Here is a 12662-nt window from a genome sequence, read left to right as displayed (position 1 = left end):
GGATTCAGCGGGGCGCCGACTGGATCTGGTCGAACAGGGCACCCTCCGCGAAATGGGTCGCCTGGGCCTTGCGCCAGCCGCCGAAGACGTCGTCCACGGTCACCAGCGCCACCGGGGAGAAGCGCCCGGCATATTGCCGCGCCAGCTCGGGATGGCGGGGCCGGTAGAAATTCCGCGCGGCGATCTCCTGCCCCTCGCGGGTGTAGAGATACTGCACATAAGCTTCGGCCACCTTGCGGGTGCCCTTGCGGTCGACCACGCTGTCCACCACGGACACCGGCGGCTCGGTCAGGATGGACAGGGACGGCACGACGATCTCGAACTGGTCGGCCCCGAACTCCTGGAGCGACAGGAATGCCTCGTTCTCCCAGGCCAGCAGCACGTCGCCGACGCCCTTGCGGGTGAAGGTGAGGGCGGCCCCGCGGGCGCCGCTGTCCAGCACCGGGACGTGTTTGTAAAGGTCGGCGACGAATTGCCTGGCTTTCGCCTCGTCGTTGCCGTTGGTCTTCAGCGCATAGGCCCAGGCGGCAAGGTAGTTCCAGCGCGCCCCGCCCGAGGTCTTCGGGTTCGGCGTGACCACCTCAACGTCCGGCTTCACCAGATCGTCCCAGTCCTTGATCTGCTTCGGGTTGCCCTTGCGGACCAGGAAGACGATCGTCGAGGTGTAGGGGGAGCTGTTGTTCGGCAGGCGCGTCCGCCAATCCTTCGCGATCAGCCCGGCGTCGGCAATCGCATCCACGTCGTAGCCCAGAGCCAGCGTCACCACGTCGGCGTCCAGCCCATCAATGACCGAGCGCGCCTGCGCGCCCGATCCGCCGTGCGACTGGTGGATGACCACCGTCTCCCCCGACGCGTCCGCCCAGGTGCGGGCAAAGGCCGGATTGAACTCCTCATACAGCTCCCGCGTCGGGTCGTAAGAGACGTTCAAGATCGTACTGCGGCTCGCGGCGCTGGCGGTCGCCAGGGCGGCCAAGGTCACCAGCCCGACGGCGATGAGGCTCTGGCTGAAGCGCGACGGCATGAACGGTGTTCCCCAGGCTGACGGTCGATGGCGCGGTGCCGGGGATTATTGAACACGGACGATCCCTATCAGGCAAGTCGTCTTTTGCGGACTTGTGTGTAATTCACATATGCTCAATTCACATTTATCAAAATTTATATGTGAAAATAGGGGATCGAAAGGCGCTGCCAGCCGAACGGCGCAACCGGACCGGTCAGGCCTGCTTGGCGTCGATGATGCCGCGGCGGATGGCGCGGGTCTTGGTGAAATGGTCCTGCAACTGCTCCCCCTCGCCCCAGCGGATGGCGCGCTGGAGGGCGGTCAGGTCCTCGGTGAAGCGCTGGAGGATTTCCAGGACCGCTTCCCGGTTGTTCAGGAACACGTCGCGCCACATCACCGGATCGCTGGCGGCGATGCGGGTGAAGTCGCGGAAACCGCCGGCCGAGAACTTGATGACCTCGGACTTGGTGTCGTCCTCCAGGTCGGACGCCGTGCCGACGATGGTGTAGGCGATCAGGTGCGGCAGGTGCGAGGTGATGGCCAGCACGCGGTCATGATGGTTGGCGTCCATCAGTTCCACTGTGGAACCGATGCGGCGCCACATCGTCACCACCTTGTCCACCGCGCCCTCGTTGGCGCCGGGCGGCGGGGTGACGATGCACCAGCGGCCCTGGAACAGGGTGGCGAAGCCGGCCTCCGGCCCCGAATGCTCGGTGCCCGCCACCGGGTGGCCGGGGATCAGATGCACGCCGTCCGGAATGTGTGGTCCGACGTCGCGCAGCACCGCCTGCTTCACCGAGCCGACGTCCGTTACGATCATGCCGGGGCGCAGCAGCGGCCCGAGCTGCTCCCCCACCTCGGCGAAGGCGCCGACGGGAGTCGCCAGGACCACCACGTCGGCACCCTCCAGCGCTTCCGCCAAATCGGTGGTGGCGCGCTCGACGATGCCCAGTTCCATCGCCTTGGCGCAATGCTCCGGGCTGCGGTCCGCGCAGACGACCTGACGAGCCACCCCGTAATGCGTGAGCGCCCGCGCCAGGGACGAACCGATCAGACCCACGCCGACGATGGCGACGCGGTCGAACAGGGGGGCGGCCAAGGGGGCTGCGGTCTCGCTCATGATCTCAAGGCACCGGCTGCGGATGGGTTGCAGAACGCCCCGCTATAAAGCACCAAGGCGCCCTGTGACCAAGGGAAAGTTTGCCCGGCCGCCTCCTGAGGAAACGCGCGCAACGGCGCGTTCCCCTCTCCCGTCCCGGGAGAGGGTGGCCCGAAGGGCCGGGTGAGGGTCGCGCAAGGATCAAGGCGCTGATTCTTGTCTATACCCTCGCCCTCCCACCGCTTCGCGGCGGGCCCCTCCCTCTCCCGGGGCGGGAGAGGGAAAACCACTCCGGCCTTACGCCGCCAGGAAGTCCTTCAGCGCCTGCACCACCTCGCGCATTTCGGCCTCCGTGCCGATGGTGACGCGCAGGCAGCTCGGCAGGCCGTAGGCGGGCATCTGGCGGACCAGGATGCCGCGGCCCTTCAGGAACAGGCGCGCCGCCTCGGCGTCGTCCTTGCCAGCGGTCTGGCCGGCGAAATCGACCAGAACGAAGTTCGTCACGCTGGGATGGGTCTTCAGGCCAAGGCCATGGACCTGCTGGACGAACCACTCCCGCCATTCGATGTTGTGGCTGCGCGAGCGCTCCAGGAACGCGGTGTCCTCCAGCGCCGCCACCCCGGCGATCTGCGCCGCGGAGGAGACGTTGAAGGGGCCGCGCACGCGGTTCAGCACGTCGGCGATCCCCGCCGGGCAGTAGGCCCAGCCGAGCCGGACCGAGCCCAGCGCGAAGATCTTCGAGAAGGTGCGGGTCATCACCACGTTGGGGAAGCGGTCAACCAGCTCCTGCCCCGCCGAATAGTCGTTGTGGTTCATGTACTCGGCATAGGCCGCGTCGATGACCAGGATGGCGTTCTCCGGCAGGCCGGCGTGCAGGCGGGCCATCTCATCGGCGGTGATGTAGGTGCCGGTCGGGTTGTTCGGGTTGGCGACGAAGACCAGCCGGGTGCGCGGCGTGACGTGGGCCAGCAGCGAATCCACATCGGTGGTCAGGTTCGTCTCCGGCGCCTGGACCGGCGTGGCGCCGACCGACTTGGCGCCGATCGGGTACATCAGGAAGCCATGCTGCGAGTACAGCACCTCATCCCCCGGCCCGGCATAGGCCCGGATCAGCAGGGCGATCAGCTCGTCGGAGCCGGCGCCGCAGACCACGCGGTCGGCGTCCAGGCCGAAGCGCTCCGCGATGGCCTTGCGCAGCTTGGCGGAGCCGCCGTCCGGGTAGCGGTGCAGCTCGCCCGCGGCGGCCTTGTAGGCCTCCACGGCGCGCGGGCTCGGGCCGAGCGCGCCTTCGTTGGAGGCGAGGCGGATGTGCCCCGCATGCTCGCCACCGACGTAGGGGGCGATGTCGAGAATCCCCGGGCGGGGCGCCGGGCCGTTGTTCGGCTGGGTCATGTCAGGTCTCAGACCTTGCGGGCGTCGTGGGAGAAATGAAGCGGGACGGCGTAGCCGCCCACGATGTTGATCCGCACCGGGATCTCGCCCAGCCGGCCGGCGAAGGCAGCCAGGCGCGGGTCGGTGTGGTCGACGAAGTCGGCGACCTCGACCAGATGGATCGACGGGCCGGACGGGTCGCGGGCGTGCCAGGTGCAGAAATAGGTCGGGGCGAGGCCGCTCGTCTCCAGATGGTCCTTGAGCCGGCCACGGCTGAGGTCATGCCCCAGCTCGATCCCCAGGAGGGTGCGGTCGTCACCGGTCGGCTCGTGCGGGACCAGCGCGATGGCCAGCGCGTCGCGGTCCTCGCCGCGGGCGTTGCCGCGCCCGGCGAAGGGCAGCCGCGCCACCACCCGCGGCGTGCGCGCGTCGGACGACACCAGGAAGCGCCACCAGGGGTCCGCGTCGTCCTCCGCCGGGTAGGGAACGACGCCGACGGTGGCCGTGCCCTCCGACACCGCGCGGATCGCCGCGGCGGGAGAGTTGACGGCGGTCATCGGAACGACGCTGCCGAAATGGTCGCGGGCCACGTCCCAAAATCCACGACGGTCCTCCGGCGCGTAGACCGCGACGGCGAAGGGGCCCTGGAGCCGGGTGAAGGCGGTGATCATCTCCCGCCACATGCGGGTGACGGCCATCGCCGGGAAGGAGCCGGCGTGGCGCGCCATCAGGCGGCGCAGGATGACCGCCTCGCGCGCCGGGCGGAGGTAGATCGGGGTCTGGGGATTCCCGCTGACCTGACCTTCCGCGGCCTCGATCTGGCTTTTCACGACACCGACGCGCTCCACCACCGCGGCGCGGCGCATCAGCAGGTCGTGGATCGTATCGTCGATGTGATCGATCTCGCGGCGCAGATCGTCGAGCGGGGACTTGGGCGGAGGCATGGGGCGGGAAACCGTCAAATCCAGGGCGAATCCAAAGCCGGATAGTAGTAGTCCGCAAGCGACGCGAAATCAAAGAAAACGTTGACACTCCCAACCGACGATCCGTAGCTATACCGTCCCGTTTTCCGGAGGCCACCGACCCGTCATGTCCGCGCCGAACCCCGCCGCCGCCGTGCCTGCCGCCGTGCCTGCCGAGCCCGCGACGATGCCCGGCCACCGGGTCACGCTCGGGGTGGACCGGCCCATGCGGCTGGACAGCGGTGCGGAGCTGGGTCCCTTCGAGGTCGCCTACCAGACCTACGGCACGCTGAACGCGGACCGGTCGAACGCCATCCTGATCTGCCACGCCCTGACCGGCGACCATTACGTGCTCGACCAGCATCCGGTGACCGGCAAGCCCGGCTGGTGGGAGATGCTGGTCGGTCCGGGCAAGCCGGTCGACACCGACCGCTACTTCGTCATCTGCTCCAACGTCATCGGCGGCTGCATGGGCTCCACCGGCCCGAAGGAGACCGACCCGGCGACCGGCAAGCCCTACGGCCTCGGCTTCCCCGTCATCACCATCGGCGACATGGTCCGCGCGCAGAAGCTGCTGGTGGAGCATCTCGGGATCGACCAGTTGTTCTGCGTGATCGGCGGCTCCATGGGCGGCATGCAGGTTCTGCAATGGGCCGTCGCCTATCCGGAGTCGGTGTTCGCCGCGGTGCCGATCGCCACGGCGGCCCGCCACTCGGCGCAGAACATCGCCTTCCACGAGGTCGGCCGGCAGGCGATCATGGCGGACCCGGACTGGGCCGGCGGCAACTACCTTCTGGAGGGCACCCGCCCCCACCGCGGGCTGGCGGTGGCGCGCATGGCCGCGCACATCACCTACCTGTCGGAACCGGCGCTGCACCGCAAGTTCGGGCGCAACCTGCAAAACCGCCAGACCGTCACCTACGGCTTCGACGCCGATTTCCAGGTGGAGAGCTATCTGCGCCACCAGGGCATCACCTTCGTGGAGCGGTTCGACGCCAACTCCTACCTCTACATCACACGGGCGATGGACTATTTCGACCTCGCCGCGGATTACGGGGGCGGCACCCTGTCCAACGCCTTCCGCAAGGACGGCAAGGGCACGCCGGTGCGCTTCTGCCTCGCCAGCTTCTCCAGCGACTGGCTGTTCCCGACCTCCGAATCGCGGGCCATCGTGCACGCGCTGAACGCGGTGGCGGCCAACGTCAGCTTCGTGGAGATCCGCACCGACAAGGGCCACGACTCCTTCCTGCTCGACGAGCCGGAATTCCATCAGGTGATCCGCGGCTTCCTGGACGGCTGCGCCGAACACCGGGGTCTGACTCGGGCGTCCCGGCCATGAGCCCCCTCGACGACAAGCAAGCCTCCGCCCGCAACGCTTCCGGCAACGGCATCCGCACCGACCTGAAGCTGATCGCGGAGATGGTGGAGCCGGGCAGCCGCGTGCTCGACGTCGGCTGCGGCGACGGCGCCCTGCTCGCCTTCCTGTCCCGCCAGAAGGGGGTGGACGCGCGCGGGATCGAGCTGTCGATGGACGGCGTGCACCAGTGCGTGGCCCAGGGCCTGTCGGTCATCCAGGGCGACGCCGAGACCGACCTGAAGGACTACCCGCCGGGCGCCTTCGATTACGTGATCCTCAGCCAGACCCTCCAGGCGATGCGGGAGCCGCGGACGGTGCTGGAGACGATGACCCGCATCGGGCGGCGGGCCATCGTGTCGGTGCCCAACTTCGGCTACTGGCGCATCCGCGTGCAGCTCCTGCTGACCGGGCGCATGCCGGTGACGGAGAAGCTGGGCTACCAGTGGTGGGAAACGCCCAACATCCATTTCTGCACGATCAAGGACTTCGTCGTCCTGGCGGACGAGATGGGCATCCGCATCGAACGCTGCATGATCGTGGACCGTGCCGGCCGGGTCACCGGCCACGCCCATTCCGGGCTCGCCAACCTGCTGGGCGAGCAGGGCGTCTTCCTGCTGCGCCGGGATTGAGCGGCCCCCGCCAGACGGCGGCGATGCAACCCCTGCCCCGCTGGCGCTGTTGAACAGGCAAAGTCCGTTCAACAACCGTCAGCGGGAGCTTCGCACCATGCGCCTCGTCCCCTCCTCCGTCCTGGCCGCCTCGGCCGCCGCCCTGCTGCTGTCCGGCGCCGCATCGGCCCAGACACCGCAGACGTCACCGGACGCCGCGCGGCCCCCGCTGATGACGGCGCCGCGCCCGGATGACACGCCGGCCACCCCGCCCGCCGCCTCGCCGGAGGGACTCGGCGGCGACGCGCCCTCCGACGAGATGCAGCGCGCGGCCCCCTCCGTCGCCGCGATCCCCCATCTGCTGACCCCGGAGGAGGCGCGGACCCTGATCGGCAAGGAGGTGCGGACCCGCGACGGTCAGCCCGGCGGCTCCATCAAGGATTTCACGCTGGACGGCAGCGCCGCCGCGATCGAGCGGATCGTGCTGGCCCCCGCCGAGGGCAGCGGGGCGGACGGGAAGCTGCGGTCCCTGCCGGTCAGCATGCTGCGCACCGACATCGCGGGTGCGGCCGCCAGCAGCGACGGCTCCACGCCGCCGACTTTGGACCTGCCGGCGGCCGAACTCGCGCGGGCGCCGGAATTCACCTACGGCGAGGGCGTGAAGACGGTGAGCGGCCAGCCGCAGTGACGGCTCAAACGCCGCTGTCCACCGCACGCAGCAGATCGAGAACAAGCCGCTCGCCGTCCGGCCAGGGACCGTAGCCGGCGGCGGTGTTGATGTGGCCGAGATCGCCCGCATCGATGAAGTCGGCACCCCACCCCACCGCGAAGGCGCAGGAACGCTCGATCGCGGCGTAAGGGTCGTTGCGGCTGGCCAGCACCAGCGCGCGGAAGGGCAGCGGATCGGTGGGCACCGGGGCGAAGCCGTGGACCTCCGGCGGCGTGTGCTCCGCCGATTCGACGTCGGGCGGAGCGACCAGCAGGGCGGCGGCGACTTTGCTGACCGACGATCCGCTCCGCAGGGCCCAATGGGCGACCGTCATGCAGCCCAGGCTGTGGGCGACCAGCACCACCGGGGCGGCCGCGGCGGCCACGGCCTGTTCCAGCGACCACACCCAGTCCTCCAGGGCCGGCGCGTCCCAGTCGGCCTGCTCGACCCGCGTGAAGGACGGGTGGCGCTGCTGCAACCAGCTCTGCCAGTGGTCCGGGCCGGAATTGCCGAGTCCGGGGACGATGAGAACGCTCGCCTTCGTCATGGGGTCCGATCCGCTGCGGTGACCAGGAAGGTTACAAACCGCAACGGCCCCGGAGCAAGGCTTACGGTTCCTCCGACACCCGCCACGCGCCGGACCCCGCCGGGCGGCGGGCCGGAGCCGCCCCGCCGGGAAGCGGAACGATCAAACGGCGCTTGGCCGGCTGCTGGGTCTTGCGCGACACCCCGGCGAAGATCTGCTTGGACGCCTCGATCATCGTGACCCCGGCGAAGGCCTTGAACCAGCGTCCGCCGACCTCCTCCCAGGCCGGGGCGGTCTTCATCAGGAAGCGGGAGCGCAGCGGCGGCAGGAACAGGGCGTGGCCGGTGCGCTCCGGCACGAACATGGTGTCGCGCAGCACCTGCTTCAGTTGCGAGGCCGAATAGGGAAAGCCATGGCCGAAGGGCGTCCAGTCGGCCCGCGCCCACAGGCCGCGGCGGTTCGGCACCACCACCAGCACGCGCCCGCCGCCGGCCAGCACGCGCCAAATCTCCCTCATCATCGGGCGGAGCTGCTCCGTCCCCTCCAGCCCGTGGACGAGCAGCACGCGGTCCACCGACATGTCGGCGAGCGGCAGGTCCGCCTCGTCGCCCAGCGCGACCAGACCCGGCCCGCCCGGCGGCCAGAAGGTCACGCCCTGGGTCGCCGGCATGATGGAGAACACCCGCTCCGCCTCGTCGCGGAAGGGTTGCAGGTACGGCGTCGTGTAGCCGACCCCCAGCACGATCTGCCCGCGCAGGTCGGGCCAGATGGTGCGGATGCGCCGACGGATCATCCGCCGCGCCGCCTGACCAAGCCCGGACTCGTAGAATTCACGAAGATCAACGATATCGGTGTACATGGTCATCCCAGGCTATCACGTTTCGATCAAACGTCCATTCATGCGGGAGGGGCCCAAGGCCATGGACATCCACCTGATTCCGGCGTTCGCCGACAACTACATCTACCTCCTGCGCGACCCGGCCAGCGGCGCCGTGGGTGTCGTCGACCCCGGCGACGCGCAGCCTGTGCTGGCGGAACTGGAGCGGCGCAACTGGACGCTGACGCACATCTTCAACACCCACCATCACAACGACCACATCGGCGGCAACCACGCGCTGAAGGCGCGCTATGGCGCCGACGTGATCGGCCCGCGCGCCGACGTCGCCCGCATTCCCGATATGGAGACGTGCCTGGGCGAAGGCGAGACCATTTCGTTCGGATCGCTCACCGCACACGTGTTTTTTGTCCCCGGCCACACCTCCGGTCACATCGCCTTCTGGTTTCCGGAGGCCAAAGTGCTGTTCAGCGGCGACACGCTGTTCGCGCTCGGCTGCGGACGGCTGTTCGAGGGCACGCCCGCCCAGATGTGGGCCTCTCTGGTCAAGCTGCGCGGCCTGCCGGACGACACCCGCGTCTATTGCGGCCATGAATACACCCTGTCCAACGCCCGCTTCGCCGTGACGGTGGAGCCGGACAACGCCGCCCTGAAGGCCCGCGTGGCGGACATAGCCGCGCAACGCGAGCGCGGGGAGCCGACCATCCCCTCCACGCTGGGCGTCGAGAAGGCCACCAACCCCTTCCTGCGCGCCGATGTGCCGGAGGTCCAGTCCGCCCTCGGCATGGCCGGGGCCGACCCGGTGGCGGTCTTCGCCGAAATCCGCGGCCGCAAGGACCGCTTTTAAGACGGCGCGTCCTCGCGCTACGCTGACGCCCACAGACCGGGAGGAGAGATTTTGATGAAGCTGCGCTGGAGCCCGACCTCGCCCTACGTCCGCAAGGTCGCGATGGTCCTCATCGAATGCGGGCTGGACTCGGCGGTCGAGAAGCAGGTGACCAACGCCTGGGCACCGGACACCGACCTGCCGACGGACAACCCGCTGGGCAAGGTGCCGGCCCTGATCCTGGACGACGGCTCGGCGCTCTACGACAGTCCGGTGATCGCCGAGTATCTGGACTCGCTGCACGACGGCCCGCGCCTGTTCCCGGCCGCCGGCCCGGCGCGCTGGACGGCGCTGCGCCAGCAGGCGCTGGCCGACGGCATCTGCGACGCCGCCATCCTGCGCCGCCTGGAGCTTCAGCGTCCGGACGGCGAGCGCTCCAACTCCTGGTCGGACCGCCAGCGCCGCGCCGTTGCCCGCGCGCTCGACGTGCTGGAGGCGGAGGCGCCGGCCCTCGACGGCACGCTGACCATCGGCACGCTGTCCATCCTGGTGGCGCTCGGCTACCTCGACTTCCGCTTCGGGCACGAGGACTGGCGGATGGGCCGTCCGGAACTGGCGGCGTGGTTCGCCTCCGCCTCCGACCTCGACAGTTTCCGCCGCACCGCGCCGCCGCCGGCGTGAGGGCGGGGATGGGAAAGGACGACGCCATGGAGGCCCTGACGCCCGAGCGCATCATCGCGACGCTGGGCATGCAGCCCCATCCGGAAGGCGGCCACTATGTGGAGACCTACCGGGACGCCCCGCCGGGCGGCGGGCGTGGGGTCAAGACCGGCATCCACTACCTGCTTCAGGCGGGCGAGCGTTCCCATTGGCACCGGGTGGACGCGGTCGAGATGTGGCACTGGCACGCCGGCGGACCGCTGGAGCTGGCCATCTCCACCGATGGACGGTCGGTGGAGCGGGCGGTGCTGGGGATGGATCTTGCGGGCGGCCAGCGCCCGCAGGGGGTCGTTCCGGCGCACGCGTGGCAGGCGGCACGGCCGCTGGCGGGCTGGGTTCTGGTGGGCTGCACCGTGTCCCCCGCCTTCGAATTCGCCGGTTTCGAGATGGCGCCGGACGGGTGGGAACCCGGATGAGACATCCGGGCGGATGACCAGCCACACAGCGGCACAGAAAAAAGGCGCCCCGAAAACGGGGTGCCTTTCCAACATCGGCCTTCGGAAATCAGCCCTCAGGGCTGTTCCAGGTTGATCCGGCTCGGCAGCGGGTCGAGCTGGTCGCGGTACTTGGCATCGGGGCGCGCGGCGTAGGGCTTGGAAGTCGGCGACATCAGCGTCTCGAAACTGAGGGCGCAGATTCGCATGCCCGGGCGCAGCGCCAGCGGCAGCCGTCCGCAGTTGAAGAATTCCAGCGTGATGCGGCCGTTCCAGCCCGGATCGATGGTGTGCGCGGTGGCGTGCACCATTAGCCCGAGACGGGCGAGGCTGCTGCGGCCGTCCAGGCGGCCGGCGATGTCGTTGGGCAGGCCGATGCGCTGCACGGTGATGCCGAGCACCAGCTCCCCCGGATGCAGGAAGAACGGCTCGCCGACGGGAACCTCGACGCGGTCCATCAGCTTGTCGGGAACCTGGCTGGGATGACCCTCCGGCGGGGCGAGGTCGACGAAGGCCGCCTTGCCCGGCGGGAAGACCTGGAAGGCGCTCCCGAGCTGGAGGTCGACCGACATGGCGCCGATCTGGCTCTCGGCCGGCAACGGGTCGATCTCGATGCGTCCTTCGGCGAGGTATCGGCGAATATCGACGTCTGACAGCTTCATTCCTTCCGAACCTCCTGGCGAACCCGCAATCGGCGCGGCTCCGGTCGCGTCCCTGGCGCACTCTATAGCCGGATCGACGCCTCTCGACAACACAATCACCAGTCCCTTAGATGGCACCAGTCCCTTCGATGGGGCCGCTTTGCAAAAGGGGTGTGGGAATGGCGGTATCCTCGATCGACGCGTCGGCAACCGACAATGATGCCGAATTGCGCCACCTGTCCGTCATCCTGGGCGATGTCCCGCCCGTGGACGCCCGGCCCGATGCGGTTTCGCTATTTCGGACCCGCGTCGCCGAGCATGGCGAACGGGTCCGCGCTCTTCGAGACTCCGTATCGCCGCTGTTCGTCGTGAACGGCGATCTGACCGCTTACAGCGCCGACGGTGGACCGCTGCCGGAACTCATCCTGGTCGGCGACAATCCAGGGCGGCGAGAGTTCGAGCAGTCCGTCTATCTCTGTGTCCAGGGGCGCGCCGGGGCCATGGCGCACAGCTTCTTCGACGGCATCTTCGGCGCCGCGTCCTTCCGCAGCAAGGTGATGGTGCTGAACAAAAGCTCCTTCCACACGCCGCGCACGGTGGGGCTGACCGAGGCGATGCGCGGCGATCCGGCGCTCGCCGAGGCCATCCGGCGCGACCAGGAGGAGAACGCCCTCCTGATCGCCGACTCGGTGGCCCTGCTCGGCGTTCCGGTCGTCACCATCGGCATGGAGAGCGGCGGAACGACCTTCCAGAGTTTCCGCAAGACGCTGGAAACCCGCTATCGCGCGCTCGGCAACCCGCCGGCCATCTTCCAGGGGAAGCGCCTCGCCAGTCCCTTCCGCAAGGTGCCGCATTTCTCGCTGTCGAAGATCTTCTGCCGCAACGCCGATCCCACCTGGAACGCCGGGCTGGACGGCTTCCTGGCCCGCCACGCCGCGGTTCCGGGCCTGCGGACGGAGAACGGCAATGTCTCGTCCAAGCTGCTGCTCGGGCTGGGCGATGCCCCCCTGCTCGCCGATTATCTGGACCGGGTGATCCTCGGCAACGCTGGATAAACCGCCGCCTCCGTCAATGGCTCAGGGACTGCCGGGCCTTGCGGCAGGCGTCCTCGCAGGTCCGGCAGGCTTCGGCGCAGATGCGGCAATGCTGGTGCATGCCAGCGTGGCGCTCGCACTCCTCGGCGCACAGGCGGCAGGCGGTGGCGCAGGCGTCGAGCATGGCGCGGATCACCGCCTCGTTGGAGCCGCTGCGCCGGGTGGCGACGGAGCCGGTCGCCGTGCAGACGTCGGCGCAATCCATGTTCAGGCGGATGCACTGGACCAGCTCGGCCACCTGATCCTCGCCCAGGCAGGCGTCGGCGCAGGTGGTGCAGGTCTGGGCACAATCGTAGCAGGCCTCGATGCAGCGGATGAGCGCGTCGTTGGTGTTGCCGCGGACCTGGGGGTGCGTGCTGATCATCGCGCGGGCGTGCATGGGCAAACTCCGAGGGACAGAGGTGGGGGTATGGGCGTCGGCGCCCTCCTTCCGCCAACAGCGCCACGCCGCCATGGTTCGGAAAATCTCCGCCCTTTCCC

Annotated in this window: 15 protein-coding genes; 7 read left to right on the top strand and 8 right to left on the bottom strand. The window is 69.2% G+C overall.

The window, feature by feature from the left end:
• Positions 1-4 precede the first annotated feature (4 nt).
• The 4 genes from ACWPN7_RS03615 to ACWPN7_RS03600 form a co-directional block, all read right to left on the bottom strand.
• The gene (locus tag ACWPN7_RS03615) at positions 5-1021 is read right to left on the bottom strand and encodes a sulfate ABC transporter substrate-binding protein (protein ID WP_040134340.1); all 1017 of its coding nucleotides are present in this window, start codon (positions 1019-1021) and stop codon (positions 5-7) included.
• Positions 1022-1214: 193 nt separating this feature from the next.
• Positions 1215-2120 carry a prephenate/arogenate dehydrogenase family protein gene (locus tag ACWPN7_RS03610; RefSeq protein WP_174440307.1) on the bottom strand — a complete coding sequence of 302 codons (906 nt, stop codon included), beginning with the start codon at positions 2118-2120 and terminating at the stop codon, positions 1215-1217.
• A 276-nt stretch (positions 2121-2396) separates the two neighbouring features.
• A complete protein-coding gene (hisC, locus tag ACWPN7_RS03605; protein ID WP_040134342.1) occupies positions 2397-3491 on the bottom strand; it encodes a histidinol-phosphate transaminase in 1095 nt (364 codons plus the stop codon).
• An 8-nt stretch (positions 3492-3499) separates the two neighbouring features.
• Positions 3500-4414: a chorismate mutase gene (locus ACWPN7_RS03600; RefSeq protein ID WP_137104967.1), complete on the bottom strand. Its 915-nt coding sequence runs from the start codon at positions 4412-4414 to the stop codon at positions 3500-3502.
• Between the two features lie 145 nt (positions 4415-4559).
• Between ACWPN7_RS03600 and metX the strand changes: the two genes are divergently transcribed.
• From metX to ACWPN7_RS03585, 3 genes are all read left to right on the top strand, one after another.
• Entirely contained in the window at positions 4560-5771 is a 1212-nt protein-coding gene (gene metX, locus ACWPN7_RS03595; protein WP_456529105.1) for a homoserine O-acetyltransferase MetX, read from the top strand.
• Positions 5768-6418 carry a methionine biosynthesis protein MetW gene (metW, locus tag ACWPN7_RS03590; protein WP_459196691.1) on the top strand — a complete coding sequence of 217 codons (651 nt, stop codon included), beginning with the start codon at positions 5768-5770 and terminating at the stop codon, positions 6416-6418. Before metX ends, metW begins: the two co-directional genes overlap by 4 nt.
• Positions 6419-6515: 97 nt before the next feature.
• Positions 6516-7085: a PRC-barrel domain-containing protein gene (locus ACWPN7_RS03585; protein ID WP_349620645.1), complete on the top strand. Its 570-nt coding sequence runs from the start codon at positions 6516-6518 to the stop codon at positions 7083-7085.
• Between the two features lie 4 nt (positions 7086-7089).
• On the opposite strand, the gene ACWPN7_RS03580 is transcribed toward ACWPN7_RS03585, so the two are convergent.
• Positions 7090-7653: an RBBP9/YdeN family alpha/beta hydrolase gene (locus tag ACWPN7_RS03580; RefSeq protein ID WP_451994274.1), complete on the bottom strand. Its 564-nt coding sequence runs from the start codon at positions 7651-7653 to the stop codon at positions 7090-7092.
• A gap of 61 nt (positions 7654-7714) precedes the next feature.
• Entirely contained in the window at positions 7715-8491 is a 777-nt protein-coding gene (locus ACWPN7_RS03575) for a class I SAM-dependent methyltransferase (protein WP_040134347.1), read from the bottom strand.
• Positions 8492-8552: 61 nt separating this feature from the next.
• Here ACWPN7_RS03575 and gloB point away from each other — a divergent pair, with 61 nt between their 5' ends.
• From gloB to ACWPN7_RS03560, 3 genes are read left to right on the top strand one after another with little or no spacing between them, the layout of a single operon-like run.
• The gene (gene gloB / locus ACWPN7_RS03570; RefSeq protein WP_459196690.1) at positions 8553-9314 is read left to right on the top strand and encodes a hydroxyacylglutathione hydrolase; all 762 of its coding nucleotides are present in this window, start codon (positions 8553-8555) and stop codon (positions 9312-9314) included.
• Positions 9315-9368: 54 nt separating this feature from the next.
• On the top strand, positions 9369-9974 hold the full coding sequence (locus ACWPN7_RS03565; RefSeq protein WP_492273116.1) for a glutathione S-transferase N-terminal domain-containing protein: 606 nt from the start codon (positions 9369-9371) through the stop codon (positions 9972-9974).
• Between the two features lie 8 nt (positions 9975-9982).
• Complete coding sequence (locus ACWPN7_RS03560) at positions 9983-10429, top strand: cupin domain-containing protein (protein WP_247887738.1); 447 nt, start codon at positions 9983-9985, stop codon at positions 10427-10429.
• 95 nt (positions 10430-10524) lie between these two features.
• On the opposite strand, the gene dcd is transcribed toward ACWPN7_RS03560, so the two are convergent.
• Positions 10525-11109 (bottom strand): dCTP deaminase, encoded by a 585-nt coding sequence (gene dcd, locus ACWPN7_RS03555; protein WP_040134349.1) that lies wholly within the window; start codon positions 11107-11109, stop codon positions 10525-10527.
• Between the two features lie 158 nt (positions 11110-11267).
• On the opposite strand from dcd, the gene ACWPN7_RS03550 reads away from it, so the two are divergent.
• Positions 11268-12143, top strand: coding sequence for a hypothetical protein (locus tag ACWPN7_RS03550; RefSeq protein ID WP_459196688.1), 876 nt, complete (start codon positions 11268-11270; stop codon positions 12141-12143).
• A gap of 13 nt (positions 12144-12156) precedes the next feature.
• Here ACWPN7_RS03550 and ACWPN7_RS03545 read toward each other — a convergent pair whose 3' ends face one another.
• On the bottom strand, positions 12157-12561 hold the full coding sequence (locus tag ACWPN7_RS03545; protein WP_103039533.1) for a four-helix bundle copper-binding protein: 405 nt from the start codon (positions 12559-12561) through the stop codon (positions 12157-12159).
• Positions 12562-12662 lie beyond the last annotated feature (101 nt).

Source organism: Azospirillum sp. UENF 312511, assembly GCF_058780635.1.
This window is presented reverse-complemented; position numbering and strand designations above follow the sequence as displayed.